This window comes from bacterium (assembly GCA_023382385.1).
Taxonomy (GTDB): domain Bacteria; phylum Electryoneota; class RPQS01; order RPQS01; family RPQS01; genus JABWCQ01.
On the sequence record JAHDVH010000002.1, the window covers coordinates 868,491 to 887,067 of the forward strand.

The 18,577-nt window shown below is 55.0% G+C and carries 9 protein-coding genes; 6 read left to right on the forward strand and 3 right to left on the reverse strand.

What is annotated here, in order from left to right; translation table 11 throughout:
• Window position 1: 1 nt before the first annotated feature.
• From KJZ99_08035 to KJZ99_08050, 4 genes are all read left to right on the forward strand, one after another.
• Window positions 2–445, forward strand: coding sequence for a hypothetical protein (locus KJZ99_08035; protein MCL4305851.1), 444 nt, complete (start codon window positions 2–4; stop codon window positions 443–445).
• On the forward strand, window positions 421–2,091 hold the full coding sequence (locus KJZ99_08040) for a right-handed parallel beta-helix repeat-containing protein (GenBank protein MCL4305852.1): 1,671 nt from the start codon (window positions 421–423) through the stop codon (window positions 2,089–2,091). The genes KJZ99_08035 and KJZ99_08040 overlap by 25 nt, the downstream gene beginning before the upstream one ends.
• Before the next feature lie 481 nt (window positions 2,092–2,572).
• Window positions 2,573–2,974 carry a hypothetical protein gene (locus KJZ99_08045; GenBank protein ID MCL4305853.1) on the forward strand — a complete coding sequence of 134 codons (402 nt, stop codon included), beginning with the start codon at window positions 2,573–2,575 and terminating at the stop codon, window positions 2,972–2,974.
• 13 nt (window positions 2,975–2,987) lie between these two features.
• Window positions 2,988–4,589 carry a T9SS type A sorting domain-containing protein gene (locus KJZ99_08050; protein MCL4305854.1) on the forward strand — a complete coding sequence of 534 codons (1,602 nt, stop codon included), beginning with the start codon at window positions 2,988–2,990 and terminating at the stop codon, window positions 4,587–4,589.
• A gap of 78 nt (window positions 4,590–4,667) precedes the next feature.
• Here KJZ99_08050 and KJZ99_08055 read toward each other — a convergent pair whose 3' ends face one another.
• Complete coding sequence (locus KJZ99_08055) at window positions 4,668–7,286, reverse strand: hypothetical protein (GenBank protein ID MCL4305855.1); 2,619 nt, start codon at window positions 7,284–7,286, stop codon at window positions 4,668–4,670.
• Window positions 7,287–7,497: 211 nt separating this feature from the next.
• A complete protein-coding gene (locus KJZ99_08060) occupies window positions 7,498–9,285 on the reverse strand; it encodes a T9SS type A sorting domain-containing protein (protein ID MCL4305856.1) in 1,788 nt (595 codons plus the stop codon).
• Window positions 9,286–9,593: 308 nt separating this feature from the next.
• Between KJZ99_08060 and KJZ99_08065 the strand changes: the two genes are divergently transcribed.
• Window positions 9,594–11,048 carry a deoxyribodipyrimidine photolyase gene (locus KJZ99_08065; protein MCL4305857.1) on the forward strand — a complete coding sequence of 485 codons (1,455 nt, stop codon included), beginning with the start codon at window positions 9,594–9,596 and terminating at the stop codon, window positions 11,046–11,048.
• A 205-nt stretch (window positions 11,049–11,253) separates the two neighbouring features.
• Here KJZ99_08065 and KJZ99_08070 read toward each other — a convergent pair whose 3' ends face one another.
• The gene (locus KJZ99_08070; GenBank protein MCL4305858.1) at window positions 11,254–12,249 is read right to left on the reverse strand and encodes a hypothetical protein; all 996 of its coding nucleotides are present in this window, start codon (window positions 12,247–12,249) and stop codon (window positions 11,254–11,256) included.
• 243 nt (window positions 12,250–12,492) lie between these two features.
• On the opposite strand from KJZ99_08070, the gene KJZ99_08075 reads away from it, so the two are divergent.
• Window positions 12,493–18,291, forward strand: coding sequence for a methyltransferase domain-containing protein (locus KJZ99_08075; GenBank protein ID MCL4305859.1), 5,799 nt, complete (start codon window positions 12,493–12,495; stop codon window positions 18,289–18,291).
• Window positions 18,292–18,577 lie beyond the last annotated feature (286 nt).

Sequence of the window (18,577 nt, forward strand, 5' to 3'; positions counted from 1 at the left end):
AATGAAGAAGTCACTGTATGTGCTAATGCCCTTGATTATGGCTACTACACTGCTAACAATTCGGCAACTTAATGCGTGCACTGCCCCCACTGTGTCAGAGCAGAAAGCGTCTTTTACATGCGATGGAAACTGCCGATTTGACGCAATTGAAGCGTTCTGGACTTGTACGGCGAATAGCGGAAGTTACAAGGTTCATGTTGGAGTTTCTGAAGCAGGCGCCGGTGGCACTTTTGTCGTGAAACTGTGGGATACGACTCCTCATCCGGATAATGAGATTCTATCGCAAACCTTTAGTGCAACAGGCAACTGCGCGAGCGGCGACTTTTCCGTCAATCTAATCAATGGACATGAATACCGGCTGTATGTTGACGGAGCAAGTGGAATTGGTTGCAATGAAGGCGAGCAGGCCTGGGCAAAGATGTGCTACACTTGCCCCGCAAACTGAAAGATCAAGAGATGCGTTTCTTAAGCGGCATAGCGGTTATTGCTATACTCTTAAGTGAAAGCTTACACTCCGAGGGAGCGATTATCAGAGTTCCTGAAGATGCCGTAACTATACAGGAGGCTTTCGACCAATCAAGCATAAGCGACACAATCCTGCTATCAAATACCTATTACCATGAAACTGTTCGTGTTCCTCTTGGCCTTCGAACACTCGCAAGTAACTTCATCTATTCGAACGATCAGAACGATATAAGCACGACAATCATCCAACCCGGTGACACGGTGACTTCCGATACGTCTTGTTGCCTTGTGCTGATGCAGGGTTGCAGTCTGGAAGTTATCGGAATCAGCTTCAAGTTTGGGAAAGGCGTTCGCCAATCAAACGGCCGCTATGAGGGAGGCGCGATTTACGCTGAGTCATCTTTTCTTCGCATCTCCGACTGCTCATTCAGCAATTGTTTCGCAGATTTCGGAATCTGTATCTGGATACGTGGAGGTTCAGCGTTATCCGTCTATCGCACCCGTTTCACGACAAATGGCAGGATTACAGGAAGTTCTTATCCCCAAGCCTGCATACGAGCGACGGACACCCAACTCACTGTTGGCAATTGTCGTTTTGATAACAATTTAGTAGTTAGCGCACCAGCAATTGTCTTGACTTTCGGATCGGCGCAGATCCTCGATTCTGTTGTGGATTCAAATCTAACAACCAATTCATTTCTCCCGGCCATTACGGCGGATGACGCCGATTTGGTTGTCCGTGGAACCATTTTCAGGGAGAATGTAAACCTACATGGATTCGCGAACACAGCAATCAGCTCGGATACACGCAATGTTGTCATTGAAGGGTGTTCATTCTACTCGAACAGAGGTGGAAGTGTGCTCTCGCTTTGGGGAGACTCCGCACGTGTAGAGAACTGTCTGTTTGAGTCGAATGTTGCATCCATAAGGGGCACGGCCGGAATTTCGTTTGGTTACGGCGCCTACCAGGTATCCAATTGCACTTTTCGCGACAACACCGCGGAGGGTTGGGCGGTGCTGACGACCAATGGGACTACAACTGTAGCTGATTGCGAGTTCACAGGCAATGTATCGCAGTTAGACTCTGTCGGGTTAATGACAAGCCTCTACGATTCAATCATCCTTAGAGACTGCTCATTTCAAGGCAATACACCGTGCGCATTCTCGACAAATCAATGGTTTGAAGGCTTCATTGATGCGCGAAACTGCTATTGGGGTGCGGAGAGCGGTCCGTTTCATAGCCTTCTTAATCCCGATGGAGAGGGTGATACGATTCTCGGTAATGATGTCTTGTTTGTCCCTTGGCTCGAGAGTCAACCCAATGTGGTTGAAGAGCGAATAACTCCCGCAGTTAGTGGATTCGAGATCAATTCTGTCTATCCCAATCCCTTCAACTCTTCTGTAACCATTGAATATGCTTTGACTCGCGAGCAGGTCGTTCTGCTCGAAGTCTTCGACGTTCTGGGCCGCAAGGTCGAAACACTGCTTCACACCACACAGGCTCCCGGCGTGCATTCCGTGCTCTGGAATGCGGAGCATCAAGCGACAGGCCTCTACCTCGCCCGACTCTCTTCATCCATCACGGTTCCAACGTCTCAATCCGTCAAACTTCTCCTGCTAAAGTAAACTGTAGTTCAAACTGTCTTCAAAGAAAAGCCCCGCTTGTCGAAACAAGCGGGGCTTCACATGCGTTCTTAGCGGAGATTACGAATTGACCGCAACCACCACATAGTAGAACCTGTCTCCGATATTCAGCACACCGGGATCGGTGTATGACGTAGGGTGAGGCAAGAATTGGCGTTCCGGCAGTATCCAGAGGGCGCGTGTAATCATGCAAGTCCTGCGGATCCGTGACCAACGCCAGCAAGCCCGGCAAACCCTGACCGCCCACGGTATCAAGACTCGAAACCTCGATCCAGAATTCGCCTTGCAGTCTCTTCAGTGCAGCAACACTGGACTCATGCCAGCTTTCTGATTTCAGAGTACTTCTGCTGTGAATTTCTTCATGATTGTGAAATGGTCTTGACATTCTCCGTTTACTTTGATATGCTTTTAGCGACAGCGAACTCCGCGAATCAATCGATAATCAAGCTTTTTAGGGGCTGAAATGCAGGGACTTACATTGGTACTGGCAATTTGCTCATTCCTTGCAACGAGCAACGCACAAACATTCTGCGTTACAGCCACAGGTACGTGCTGCGTTGAAGACTACACGATAGTGTCCGATACGACGATCGTTCAGATTAACGATCTTGCTATGACATTTGATGCAGGAAGCGCAAATCATCGTCTGCACATTGTGCTTCAAATTGACGGCTTTGATCAGGAATCGTGGACAGTCTGCGGATGCGGCGAGCGAGAAGTACAAGTTGACCCAATTGGTCCGAATCACGTGGTTTCTCTGAAAGCTCGATGTACAGGCTGTGACTCCCCTTGCAGTGCTGGTGAAGGCAAGGCCTCCGTTTATGCGCCTGCCTCAAGCGTCACTTGCAAACTTCCGTGCAATTAGCATGTGTAGGATTATGCTTCTTGCAGTCCTCGTGCTCGCAGGAACAGGAACAGCCGAGTTGCGCGTCGTGCCCAGGGATTACTCTACTATTCAATTGGCAGTTGATCTGACTGCGGCGGGTGACACAGTACTTGTTCTCCGAGGCACGTATACAGAATCAGTGGACGTGCCGTGCCGAAGCATCGTTATCGCAAGTGAGTTTCTGATTACCGGTGACTCAAGCGACATTGCTGCCTGTATCTGGCGTGCCCATTCCGGGCAGCGCCACGTACTGGCAACAGAGTGTGCATTTGAAGTCAGCATAGACATCCTCGGCTTCACGTTTTCCGGAGAATTGACGGGAGGCGGACTGGAGATGATCAGGAATCAGGTTGAAGTCGCTGACTGTATATTTGATAGTTGTGTCGCCACGAATGGTGCAGCCATCAGAGCTGCAAAGTCCAATCTACAGATCGAACGATGCACGTTCAGTCACTGCTGGGCTGCCTCGAACGGCGCGATTGCTTATCTTGACAGCGTGAGATGCAACTTGGTCGATTGTGTTGTCTATGGATCCGGCGTTGGTAACCCGACCCGCGCGTTGTTTCGATTCCGACATCGTTCTGCTTATCTGAATGACCTGGTGATCAGAAACTGCGTCCTGCCGGACGAGCGGGTGCTGATTGATCTCTCCGGCACCGTTGATACTGTTTGGGCTTGCTCTTGCTCCATTGACAGCAACACCTTTGCCTATGGCTTCGTTCAAAGCGATGGACTTTGTCATGTCTTGACTCTGGAGCGGTGTAACTTCAGCACCAACACAATCCGGCGGAGTATTCTGCATGACGTGGTCATGGAAGTCGGTGAGGTTTCTGTAACCGAATCCATCTTTGAGCGAAACAACGCTGCACCGAATTTTGGTGGCGTATCCGCGATGTTTGTAAGCGGCGGGCGCTATGCCGACTTCCGGTTTTGGAGAAATCTCTTTCACGAAAATCATTGGAACGACGAGACCTGTCTCAATATCGATTTGGTGGGCGCTGAACGTGTCAGTCGTAATTACTTCATAGGTAACTCCTCAGTGTCCGTGGTCTTCGTCCCTTGCGTCACTTACGTGAATGGCAATGCAGAAGGCTCATTCATCCATAACGTGTTTCAAGGGAATCTTATGTCCTCAATGGAGGCACACACAAGCCCGCCGCCTGCGCGCGCTATTGAAAACTTTTGGGGCGACGCTTCCGGACCATTCAATGCAGAACAGAATCCCGCGGGACTCGGCGACACAGTCGGCACAAACATAGATTTCATCCCGTGGTCAATAGACACGTTGTTCTTGTCTGCGAATTCTTCTTCTGGACTTCCGACCGCCTTTGCGATGGGCTATCCCTATCCCAATCCGTTCAATTCTTCTGTAACCATTGAATATGCCTTGACGCGCGAGCAGGTCGTTCTGCTCGAAGTCTTCGACGTTCTGGGCCGCAAGGTCGAAACACTGCTTCACACCACACAGGCTCCCGGCGTGTATGCCGTGCTCTGGAATGCGGAGCACCAAGCGACAGGCTTCTACTTCGCCCGACTCTCTTCATCCGTCACGGCTCAAACATCTCAATCCGTCAAACTTCTCTTGCTAAAGTAAACTGTAGTTCAAACACATTGCAAAGAAAAGCCCCGCTTGTCGAAACAAGCGGGGCTTCACATGCGTTCTTAGTGAAGATTACGAATTGACCGCAACCACCACGTAGTAGAACCTGTCTCCGACATTCAGTACACCGGGATCGGTGTATGACGTAGTCGGAATCGGTACCGGCGTCAGCAACGTCTGCAGCGGCGTATTGAAATCATTCGAACGATACACCAAATATCCGTCAGCACGATTTGTTGCGCTCCAGCGCAGAATTGCGTCGTTGGTAACTCCGTCACGCAGAATTGTGAGGTCGATAACGGGATCGGGCCATGTTGTGGGGACGATTGTCGTTTCCACACAGTAACGGCTCGGCGAAGCAAGAATTGGCGTTCCCGCAATATCCAGACGGCGCGTGTAACTATGCAAGTCCGTCGTGTCCTGCGGATCCGTGACCAGCGCCAGCAAGCCCGGCAAACCCTGACCGCCCACTGTATCCAGACTCGAGACCTCGATCCAGAATTCGCCTTGCAGTCTCTTCAGTGCGGCAACACTGCTTAAGTCAACCTGCCACCAGCGATTCAACAACGAATCGCCGCCAAACGGCGAGACAGTCTCATTGGTGTCGATCTCTTCTTCGTAGACATACAGAAGTTCACCTGGAGTTCTGTTGTCAGGTCCTGGTCCATAGAACTTGAGCTGGCAGCGTGCCGTTCCGTCCGGCAGAGAGTTAATGTCTTCCGGATCCCAGTTCCACATGACCTGCACCTTGTTGATATCCACGGTATCCGCGTCTGCGGCCGGAACACCGTCCGCCAGCGGTGTGTAACGCACAAGGCGCGGATTGGTTAGCACCACGCTGTAATCACGCATGTGATACGCCAGCTCGTACGTTCCGGCAGGCTGTACATCTACAGCCATGTTATAAAGGGCGTTCAGCGGAACGTTGATCGGCGAACGTGTCGTGTCATTGGTGCGATCCTGCTCACCCGGATAGACCGAAGCCACACGAAGGCGATACGAACCGACAGCATCCGGAATCCACGTGACGGGAATAGTGACAAACTCGTTCGTGGCCAGCGTAGCCGTCGTCTGCTTCAGCGAGTCGGTGCCCTGATTCGTGCCGTTGGGACGTGTATACAGTTGGCGATAGCGCAACGCGTTGCCGATATTGCTGCTGCCTTCATTCACATACTCGAATGACCACGTCCGTGACAGGCCGACGGTCACCGGGAACGGGACCACCATCTTGCGCGTGGCCGCGTCAATCGCGAAAGCGCGCGTGGCAACGAGGTGAATGTAGTCAACGTGCAATCCGCTGCCGATTCCACCGTCATCGTTGCAGTCGGTTTCCAGGCGGAACTGCAGCAGCACCGTTTGCTCTCCCCACCGCGTGAGATCAATGTCAACCTGTGTGCCGCCGGTGGTCAAACCGCGGCTGCGGCGGACCCATCCGTTCAGCGAGTTGCCCGCATCCGGATGTGTCTCGCTGTTGTTGTACGCATAGTCGTAAACCACACGTGTCCAGGTTGCTCCGTTATCTGTGGAAATATAGATGGAGTAAAGATCATCCAGAGAGCTGTCGTTGTTTCCATCAGCATCCGGCAAATCGCACCAGACATAATATGCGAGCACCAACTTCTGGAATGCGTTGGGATCTGCGCCCGGTCGTGCCGTGTCCGGCAATACGATCGGCGGAGATGTCAGCGCGGTATTCAACCCGGCGATGCCGCGATGCTCGGCATTCCACGACCACACTTGATCGGGGCAGCCGACCATTCCTGTTGGTGCGGTAGAATCCTCATACACCCATGTATTGCCGATTCCGCCGCCCTCCACGGCATAGGTCGTCCAGCCGGTCGCATCGCCGTCGTTCGACAATAAGTTGCCGCCGCTGTGTGATACGCGAATTGAATCCACGATCAGGCCGTAGTAGGATGAATCATCCACCGCGCTGAAACCCGGATCGGAATAGAAGCTGTAACGGAACTTCACATTCGACTGTCCTGCGTAGGCGTCGAGATTCGCGGTAATCACAGTATATGCATTCGCGTTGGCCGTGCCGCCCCATGCCGGAATGTTCGGCCCAAGGCACCACTGCTCGCCGAACGCGTAACAGCTCTGGCCTGTGAAAGCAAGCGACAAACCAGTGGTAACGACTGACCACGTTGCGCCGCCGTCCGTGGAAATCTGCAGATTCCAACCGTCCCACATGTCGTATCCCGCCGGCTCTCCGCCCGGATCCTCAATCTTCCAACGGGCTTTGAACGCCAGCGTAATCGGCGCGCTTGCGCCGCTGAGATTGACAACCGGTGATTCGAGGTGCTGTTGCCATGCGTTGTCGTAGCCGCCGGGGGCAACGAGGTTATCCGTCATCGCGGCATTGCCAACCCACCATGCGGGCGCATTGGGATCGCCGATCGGCACGTTGTCTACATGCCAGTAGGGGGGTTGCGAAGCCGTTAAGTCACTTGACGTCCATACTGGCCCTGCTTCAAATGTCTGCAATACAATCGTGGTATCAAAAGCGTCCAGAGAATTTCCGGGACGACGAGCGAACAATTCCTGAATGGGAATCTCAATTTCCTCCCAGCCGTCGTTCCACGAAACGGCGGGAGAGTTGGCAGGCGTGACCATGAGATTCGTGCCGGCAAATGCAATTGCCGCGATTCCTGCGATCAGCGCCAGACGAAATCCAATTTTGCTGACCATACTTTGCTCCGGAATAGGTTGTTTATCCTTAGGTTGGGACCCGGTTACCCCAAGGTGACCGGAAACGAAAACGGGCACAAGAGGCGTTCTCTTCTGCCCGTTTCTGGAGGTTCGGAAGACGTTGGGCGGACAGACCACATCGCTGCGATCTGCCCGCCACAATTTAGAGTTTACGGCTTTACAACTGCCAGAAAGACGGGCGAAGTAGAAACTACTTCATCAACACCATCTTCTGGGTGGCGGTGAAGCCGTTCACCGTCAACTTGTACAGATACATACCGGTGGCCAGACCAGAAGCGTCAAACTCGACGCTGTGCTGACCGGCATCCTGCAAGCCATTCACCACCGTGGCGACTTCGCGGCCATCCACCGAGAAGACCTTCAGGCTGACCTGACCGGCTTCGCGGAGTGCGTACTCAATCGTCGTGTTCGGGTTGAACGGGTTCGGGTAGTTCTGCATCAATGCATACTCGGTCACGAGTCCGGCGCCTGCTTGCGGCGTCGCATAGACCGTCGAACCGAACAGCGTCATGCCGCCATTCAGATCAACTGCCGTCAGCTGATAGCCGTAGTTCGTGCCGTTCACGACATCGCGATCCACAAACGTGTAGCGATGGCCGCTGGGGCTGTCGCCTTGACCCGCTACTTGAGCAATCTCAACGCCGTTGCGCGTGAGCACGTAGTAGTCAATTTCGCTCTCTGCGTTCGTGCGCCAGTTCAATGTCACCATGCCGTCGCCGGCGATGGCGTCAAAGCTCGTGATTTCCACGGCCAGAATGTTGTCGCCAGCAAACGTCACATCCACCGGGCAGCAGCAATTGCGCGTGTCAATGTAGAGGTAATACGTATCGGGGAACCAGCAGCCGAAGTCATTAGGATCGCCGTTGCCAGTCCAATTGTAGGTCTGGCTTCCACCAAGCGGCGGGAAGGCCGGCTGACCGGCATCGAGATAGCCAAAGCTGTCGAACAGCCACGAGCGAATACGGAACCATTCCGCACAGGTCGAAGACGGAGCGATCGTGATGTAGAAGCACGTCGGATCATTCACGGACGTCCACGACAGCACGACGTCGCCGCCGCGGCCGGTGAACGATGAGGGTCCAAGCGCCGTGTTCTGATCATAGTCGCTGCAATAGTCGCACAGGTCAATCGTGCGCGACCAGATCGGCGAATCAATAATGATCGGATTCGTGTCGTCGTCGCCCGGATAGTTGCGTACGCACGGCTCGCATGTCAGCGGTGCGCAGCTTGTCACACCGGCTTCACCGTTCACAGCAGCCAGAATGGCGCCCACCGGCAAACCACCCGACGACCAGTCGGTGTTGTTATTGAACCAGCAGTAGTCCGGCGTGCCGGTAAACCACCAATACACCCAAGCCTTGCAGTTCGCCAACGCTTCGCGCTGCCAGTAAGGAGCCGGAGCATTGCCCGCGCCTGTCCATGAATCAATCACGAAGTGCACGAAGAACCCGTTCTCCACGCAAACGTCCAGCGGGATGTTCAATTCAATCAAACCCGTGCCGTCTGGATCGTCAATCTCTTCTTGGGTGAGATCATACGTGAACATTCCTGCCGAACCGAGCTGAGCGCCGCCCGGACCCTTGCATTCACGCGGAACGCCGGGGCTGGCCGCATCTTCCGGACAGGTAACAAACACGCGGCCCGTAATCGTGCCGGGTCCCGTGTTGCTGAAAATGACCAGTGTCAGATCCACAGATGTAATGTGGAAAGGATATATTGCCGGAGTGCAATTGCCGTCAGTCGCGGGATCAAAGTACTCGGCAATGTCTTCGCCCGGATCCCAACCGAAGCTGCCGTACGGCGTGCCCGTGAAGTGGTTCAGCACACAGGTGCCGGACCGCGGGGTCGGGTTGTCAGGGAGAGTGATCACAGGACGCAACGTGGGCAACAACTCACGCGCGTTTATGACCTCTGTGGCTTGAGCAATCGCGCTCAGGCCCAAAATCATCAAGACACACAAAATCAAAGTCTTACGCATACCGGGACCTCATAGGTTAAGAGGGTTTATCGTTTCACCAAAATCGGTTGTTTAAACATTTCCAGTACCCACGCATAAGGTATATTAAGACTATCTATTCGTCAATACTTTGAGCCATACTGACCAAAAAAGTTATGGCCAAGCACATGTCTATTGCAAGCGGTTGCTTAACTCTTAACTTTCATGTTTGCTGAAGTAACATCGTTATGTCACAAAGTCTCATTATATACTTGACCCCCCGCAAGAGGCATGCGCATTTTGTTCTACTCTCCTGACCCACTATGAGCACCCAACAATCTGACAAAAATTTGTTGCACTCCTTCCGTTTGCGCACCGTGAATTCCCAGTCACAGCAGCAGGGGAGTTTCGTACTCTATTGGATGCTTGCCCAGCGCCGAGTGACCCACAACTTCGCTCTTGAACAGGCAGTGAACTGGGCAAAACAGCTCGGCAAACCCCTGCTGATTCTCGAGTCCGTAACTCTGGTCTACGACTACGCGAGTCCACGGCAGCACGTCTTTCTGCTGCAGGGCATGGCCGACAATCAAGCGCGCCTCGCGCGCAAGCCCGTAACCTATTTCCCCTTCGTTGAAAACATTCCCGGCCAACGCGCAGACCTTTTGAAAGCGCTGGCGGAACAGGCGTGCGTCGTAATTGTGGATGATTTCCCGATGGCGATGCATCAGGAATTGATTGCCAACGCGGGCCTCGAGTTCCCCTGCAGGCTCGAAGCTGTGGACTCCTGCGGGCTGTTGCCGCTGCGCGCCGCCGAGGTAACCTTTCCTTCGGCTTTCGCTTTCCGCAGGCATCTTCAAAAAAACCTTCGTCCTCATCTTGAGCACTTCCCGCTGTCCGATCCGCTCGCACGAGTCACGCTTCCCTCGCTGAAGCTCGACGCGCGTATAACCTCGCTTTGGCCGCCCGCCGATCCTCAGAAGCTCTTAGCCGATCATACTTGGATGAGCGACCTCCCGCTGTTGCACGATGTCCCGCCCGTTCCAACTGCAGGCGGCACTTCCACAGCGGAAAAAAACCTGCGCGAGTTTCTGTCACACAAGCTCTCCCGCTATGCGACAGAGCGCAGCCAGCCCGGGGAGGACTGGTCCAGCGGCCTTAGCCCCTACTTGCACTTCGGTCACATCTCCGTGCATCAGGTCTTCTCCGAGCTTGCCAAACAGGAAGGGTGGAGCAGCAACCACCTCGCGGACAACGTCGCCGGTAAGAAGGAGGGTTGGTGGGGGATGAGTGCCAATGCTGAGAGCTTTCTCGATGAGCTCGTTACGTGGCGCGAAGTCGGCTACAACTTCAATCACTTGCGCGACGACTACAAAGACTTCTCGTCGCTGCCCCCGTGGGCGCTGAAGACGCTGAACGAGCATCGCAAAGACAAACGAACGTGGACCTACACCAAAGAGCAATTTGAACAGGCCGCCACGCACGATCCGCTCTGGAATGCCGCGCAGCGGCAACTCCTGACCGAGGGCCGCATTCACAACTATCTGCGCATGCTGTGGGGCAAGAAGATTCTCGAATGGTCCGCGTCACCCGAAGCTGCGCTCGAAGTCATGATCGAACTCAATGACAAGTGGGCGCTCGATGGCCGCGACCCCAATTCCTACTCTGGAATTCTTTGGTGTCTGGGCCGTTATGACCGCCCGTGGTTTCCCGAGCGCCCCGTTTTCGGGCAGGTGCGCTACATGAGCAGCGAGAACACCGCCCGTAAATTCAACGTCAAGAGTTACCTCGAAAAATACTCCCCGTAGCCAAACACAAAAGCCGCGCTTCTCACGCGGCTCTTGAACTCACTTCTTCCTGCGTCTCACCCCATCGAGACAGGAATCCTACCTTCAACCTCCTAACCTCAATTTGCCCAAATGTTTACAACATTTTTACAAAAATCACTTGACTTTTCGTAAATATTGTATTATATTAGCACCATGATTTTGAAACAACCCCCCAATCCCCAACCTACCAGTTCTGCCATAATTTAGGCTCTTCGCGCCAGCCCGCCACGTAAGCCGAAACCTTCCAAACCCCGAAATGCCCGTCCGCATCTTTGGGCCGCATCTTCAAAATTCGAATACCGACCGTCTGCTCTCCCTTCTGCATGTAGTCCGTCGCGTCTATCTGATGCGGCAGCACAATGTCCCCCGGACACCACCCGCTCCGCGAAAAATCCGATGACCACCAGCCATCCGTCCAGCGCGCGCAGTACGGATTAAACTCCCGCATCTTCCGGCAGTCCTCCCGCCACGGGCGAAACCGTTCGATGACCACATCGTTCACCGAAATCACGTTCGCCTTCGACACAAATTCATCCTCATCCCGACCGTCCGTGCAGTGTCCTGTGGACGTGTAGTAAATCACCGCGTAAGCGAATGAATCCGGGATCGTCACTCGCGCCGAGACTCCGTCGGGCATCTTCTCCTGCGTGAACGAATCCTCGTAGTAGATCGGCGCGACAAAATCCGGCATCTGTGCCGTCGTATCCGGTATGTATTCGAGCGCAAAGTCAAGCTCCCACCCGGGACTCGTCCACGTGTCCACCGATGCGCGCAGCGTTCTCCTGCCCTGCAATACCGGAGCAAGCTGTGTCACGTCCGCTTCGTGCGAAGTCTCGCCACCGAAAGACGTGATGAATCTCAGCACCTCAAGCTCCGCTGAGTCACCAAACACCAGTCGGATATTCCCCCCGCGATCATAGCGATCCGCCACCGTCCGCTCATCCACCGGTACCGGATGCAACCATAGTTTTGCCAGAATGCGCGTAGGCTGAGAAATCGTCGGCAGCGTGACAGTCTTTTCGACGACCCGTCCGTTATCCAGTGCCGTTTCTCCCTGCTTCAGAAACTTCCCCGAACTGTCGGGCGAAAAATGCAGAGCCGTGCGCTCAAACAGAGCAACACTTTTCGGCTGGCTCAGACAAACACCCGTCACAAACAGAATTGAAAGAAGGTAAATCATGGTCTGCAGAAGTTGGTGAAAATGAATACTCCATGATAGCACAATTCCCCCGAAATCAAAAGCCGCAATCCGTTCTAAGTATAGTGTCTCAATTGCGCCGAAGGCTCTGGCAGAAAGTGCCCACTATGTTCGGAAAACAAACAACAAATTCAATAAAAACAATAACCCAAATCACAACCTCTGCTGGTATACTCCTTGCTAAATGTTATGCAGATATTCCCCACTGCATTAACACTTTAGGCTATGGCCACCGCATATTCATTCCGCAAATCGCCTTTCGAGACTCTCAAAGAGCGCCGCGAACGGCTGTTCACTTCGCGCGCAGGCGCATCGCCCTTCCTTGGAAACGACCACGCAGCCCCTGCCGGACTTCACAAGCTTGCGACGTCCAAACTCAAGCGCAATGCGCGCGTGCTGATCCTCGGCAACGGCAGATGTCAACTCGCTTCGGACCTTGCGAAGCTCGGACACCGTGTCACTCTCACAGACTGCTCACCGCAGGCTCTTGCGACCACCGAAGAAGTCCGCCGCAGCTTGTCCCGCACCGAAGCGGAACTCGTCTCCGCCAAGCTCATCGAGTGCGGTCGTCTGCCTTTTACCGACGCGTCATTTGACAGCATCATCGTGACGGGCGTGTTGAGTCAGCTTGGAAGTCCCACTCCCTTGTTGAAAGAGTGCTCGCGTCTGCTGAATAGCAACGGACAGTTCCTGATTGCCGTCCCCGATAACTTGAGTGGCTACCATTCGGAATTTGTCACGTTGTGGACGGCCGACTCGCTCTCGACTGCGCTCTCCCCGTTCTTTGAGGAGCACGACGTTACCACACAGGACGGCACGCTGCTCGCCTGCGCGGCCAATAGCACGTCGGTCAAACACCCGGTCATCTACGCCATGATGAACATCCGCAATGAAGACCGCTGGCTGCGCGCCGTGCTCGACAATGCCGCACGCGTCTGCGACGGAGTCATCGTCTACGACGACGGTTCGACCGACAAAACACCCGACATCTGCAAAGCGCATCCTGCGGTCGTAGCCTATCAGCGCGGCGAAGAAACCGAAACCGACAAGGCCCGCGATAAGAATCGCATGTATGCGATGGCCTGCGAACTGAAATCGGATTGGATGCTCTGCATTGACGGCGACGAACTGCTCGAACCGACCGCACCGCGCCGCATCTTCGAGGCAATCAAGACCTGCCCCGCCAACGTGTCGCAGATTGATTTCGAGTTTCTCTACCTCTGGAACGACCACCAGCACTATCGCACCGACGGCATCTACACGGGAATCTATCATCCCTGTCTGTTCCGTCCGGTTTCGCAAACGTGGGACGAACTTGAATTTGCACCGACCGCGCACGCCGGAAATCTGCACTGCGAACGCGTCCCGCAGAATCTCGCCGGAGAGCGCATCCGCGCCGACATCAAAATTGAGCACCTGGGCTACATGTTTCCTGAAGACCGCTTGCGGAAATATCAGTGGAACAAAAGCAAAGATGTTACGCACGCCAAGCAAGGCTATTACGAACATCTGCTCGACCAGCCGCACATGACGCTCGCACCGTGGGACGGCCGGCCGGATTCAATCATACGGGGGAACCGCAAGGTGGAAAAGCAGACGCTTAAACCGGATTACTACTACGCCAACGCGCGCCGCAATCTTGCTGAACGCGTTCCGAAAGACGCCCGCAATGTGCTCGACGTCGGCTGCGGCAACGGCGCGACCGGAAAACTGATTGCCCAACTCACCGGCGCCCGCGTGACCGGCATTGAAATTCATCCCGAAGTCGCGCAAGTCGCGCGGCAGGTGCTCGATGATGTGCATGTGCTCGACGTTGAAGCCGACCCGCTGCCGTTTGCTCCCAGACAGTTCGACTGCATTCTCTGCGGCGACGTGCTGGAGCACCTGATTGATCCTTGGAACGCGCTGAAAAAGCTGCTCGTTCACCTGAAACCGACGGGCTGCATCATCGCCAGTCTGCCCAATGTGCGCAACCTCGGTGTGATTGCCAAACTCCTTGAAGGCTCGTGGAACTATCAGGAGTACGGCATTCTCGACAGCACGCACCTCCGCTTCTTCGCGAAACAGGATATGCAGCGACTCTTTGCTCAAGCCGGACTGCGCGCGGAACTCGTCGAAGTTGTCCGCGACCCGTTGTTCGAACGTCAAATGCAGAACCCCGCTCAGGAAGTGCGCACTCTGGATATGGGCGGACTTGTGCTGCGCGACGTCTCTCCGCAGGACTTGGACGAATTGACTGCACAGCAATTCATCTTCGTGGCCAAACCCGACGCCGCCGTCCTGCCGAAACCAAAACCCGAAGTCTCCGTCGTGATTCCCGTGTATAACAATTTGCCCTACACGAAGTCCTGCCTCGACTCCCTGTTCAACACAGCCGAGCGGACGCCTCACGAAATCATCGTCGTCGACGACGGCTCCACCGACGGCACGGCGGACTATCTGGCAACGCTCGGGGACAAGATTCGCGTCGTGTCACACGACCGCAATTACGGATTCGCGCGTTCGTGCAATGACGGAGCGCGCGCATCTGTCGGACAACTTGTTGTCTTCCTCAATAACGACACCGAAGTTCTGCCGAACTGGCTGGACGCGATGGTCACGACGATATCAGCGGATCGCAGCATCGGCATCGTCGGCAATCTGCAAATCTTCCCGCAGTCGAAACTGGTGCAACAGGCGGGTATCGTCTGCGACGAGCGCAAGCACGTGCACAGCATCTACAACAACCAGCTTCCGGCCGACCATCCGGTCGTGCAGAAGCCGCGCGAGTTTCAGTTCATCGCCGGCAGCTGTCTAATGATTTGGCGGCAGCTATTCATGGAAGTCGGCGGCTTTGATGAAAGCTTCAAGAATTCATGCGAGGACATCGACCTGTGTTTGCGCGTCACGCAGACCCGCCGCAAGGTCTGGTATTGCCCGCAGAGCCGCATCTATCACCATGAATCCAAATCCGTCTCCGGCCACGACAAGAACGGCGCGAACTACCGTCTGCTGCTCTCGCGCTGGCAGGACCTGATGATTGCCGACGCGGACCACTACTATCTTGAAGACGGTTTCATGCGGCTGAGCGATGGCCGAATCGTTCCTTTGGACAAACAGGAAGACCCCTCACCTATGGCCTCTGACACGCGCATCGCACTGCTCACCACCTATCATCAACGCTGCGGCTTGGCAATCTATGCCGAGCAGCTTTGCGAAGCTCTGACAAACAATGGCGAGACGGTGCTGATTCTTGCGGAAAAAACCACAGAACTTACGGCGGCGGATTTGCCGAATGTCGTTCGTTGCTGGTCACGCGACAAAGACGGCGGCCGCGAAATCCTGCAGCAACTGCTCACACACAAGATTCAAGTGCTGCACGTCAATCACGGCGGCATCTTCGCGCTGGACGGCTGGCTGCTCGATGTGTTGAAACAGGCTCGTGCGCACAACATTCGCGTCGTGACAACGTTCCATTCGACCGAAACGCGGGACGAGCGTCTCGCGGAAATCGCACGCTTCAGCGACGCCTGCTGGGTGCATCATCCGCAGAATATCGTCGAACTGGTCGCGCTTGGCGCATCGCCCGAACGCATCGAGGCAATGCCGATTCCTCTGCCCGCACTGAACTTCGCCGACCTCGCGGAAGCCAAACTCGCTCTCGAATGGAACCCCGCACAAAAAGTCGTAGCGACGTTCGGCATGGTGGACCCGCACAAAGGGATTCTCGAACTTATCAATGCCTTCCCTGCATTGCAGCGGACGACGGATGCCAAACTGCTGATAATCGGCGCACCGCATCCCGCCAGCGAAACAAGCTGCGCCTATCTGAGTCAGTGCATGAATCGCGTGCGTGAATTAGGTATGGACGACCACATTCGCTTCCTGACCGACTTCATGCCCGAAGCGGAACTGACCGCCACGCTGCAGGCGTGCGATGTCATCGTATTGAACTATCAGAGTCAGCGCTTTGAAGGCTCCGCCTGTCTGACGCGTGCTCTTGCAGCAGGTCGCCCGGTCGTTACGTCAAACGCTCCGGCACTCGACGTGGCCGCACCCGTGACTCTGCGTACCACAGAACAGTTCGATTTGCAGCACGCAATCCTGCGCGCGCTGAACAATCCGTTCCTGACACGCGCGCTGAAGGACGCGGTGAAAACCTACGCAACGGCTATCAACTGGGAGAATTCGGCGAAGAACTACTTGGCGAGCTACGAGCGGGTGTTGACTCGCGAAGCGGCCTGCACGACGGACCTGCTGAAATACTATGCCACGCATCCCGACGAAATCTACAACGAACCTTTGCAGCGTGAACGCGTTCGCTGGCTCGCAAGCAAAGCGAGCGGCCGCATCCTCGAAATCGGCCCCGCAAACGGCTATGTCGTCGAGTTCTGCAAAGGACATGAGGCTGTGGACATCTACCGCGAGCGGCTCGATGTCGCCCGTGCTTTGCGCGGCGGCATCACCTTTACCTATGGCAACGTCGTCAGCGGACTTCCCTACAAAGACAAGAGTTTCGACGTGGTGATGTCTCCTGAGATTTTTGAGCACGTTGAATGGGAACAGGCCGTCATCGCACTGAAAGAGTGCATGCGCGTCGGGAAACGGGTGTTAGTCACCATTCCGAACGCGGACAAGCCGGACTATAATCCGGACCTCGTGCACAACATTGAACATCGCTGGCTGGTGACTCGACAATTGCTGGAAGCGTGGCTAAAGGAAGCGGGAGCGGTAAACTATGAACTGGATTGCTCGAGCGACCTCGACTTCTACTTAATCGACATCGACAGCACGGCAACCAAGCCCTCTGTCACAGTCTTGCCGCGCGCGCAGCGGCTGCCTCACTTTGAGGTCAGTCCCGGCCCGGCGGTGACGCTTGCGATGGATGCCTCGCTGCTGACGGACGATACGCTAATCGTAAGCGGCGCAGGACGATTTTTCATTGAACTGCTGAATAGTCTGCGCGCCGTGCGACCCGAGTGGACTCTTAAGCTGGTCACCCCGCATGCGAATAATCTTCGTGAACGGTTAACACAGGCGGGAGCTGCGCACGCGTTTGAGGTGGTGGGGTGGAAGGAGCTGCGTCGTGGAGCGGCGGATGCCCTGTTGCTGCCGCATCCGACCGGCGAGGATACACCGGAATATGTGCAACTTGCGCGAGAGCTTGGATTGACCGTCGCCTGCCTGATGCATGATGTCATTCCGCTGGCCTATCCGCAACTCTATTTGACGCAGGATCCGCTCGCGCGGGATCGGTATGTCGCTTCGCTGCGCGCGCTGAATGAAAAGTGTGACCTCTTCTATTGCTCTACGCAGGCTACGGTTCAGGAGCTGCAAATCCGGCTCGGCATGCAGCTCGCAAGACTGCGGACGATTCACGGAGCACCGACGCTTACAGCGGAAATGGCTTCAACGAGTTTCGAGAACTCAGAACTTCGCGGGATGCAGGAATCTGGAAGTCTTTACTTTCTGCACGCGGGCGAATTGTCTCCGGTGAAGAACCTGCGGACGATACTGCGCGCGGTAAATGAACTGCGGCAGACGGTGGATAGTAATCTGAAGATTGTTCTCGCTTGCAACGTCACGCCGCCCGCCGCAGAACAGATTAAACACGCTGCTCGACTTGACGGCCTCGATACGGGAATGCTCGTGCTGCCGCGCGACGTCAGCGATACAGACATGGCGCGTCTCTATCAGAATGCTGTTGGCTGTCTTAGCCCAAGTTTGATGGACGGGTTGTCGCTGGAGTTGCTGAATGCGCTTGCTCTGGGCACACCGGTTGTCGCGGGCCGGACTCCGGCACAGGAAGAAACTTGCGGAGAAGCCGCGCTGTATGTGGACCCGCAGCATGTCGAAGAGTTAACTTCGGCTGCCGGCCGGTTGCTGACAGACCGGCAAACTTGTCTGCGGCTAAGCGAGGCGGGGAAGAGAGAGGCTGCGCGTTACAATTGGACACGCAGTGCGGAGAAGTTCGCGGTCTACCTGACCGAATCGCTCGTGAAGAAAGGAGCGGTGCGCGCTTTGCCCTCTAAGGTGCACGCATAGCCTGATACACGAAGACCCGCGGCTGAAAGCGGGTCTTCAATCAATAGGGCATGGATCGTGAGGTTCAGCAAAACGCCAGTGACATACAGAAAAGGAAAAGCCCGCGAATCACTTCACGGGCCTTCAAAGGTGGCTGGCCTTCGTGGACTCATTTAGACACTGCTTGGCAACCACAGAAAGGCTTGATATGCCTGATCTTGGGGCTCTTCTGGGGGCAGAAGCGGCTTGAACGAGCGGCATCCAGATGCGCGGACGGAAAACAATCGTCCGGCATGTTTGCCAAAGT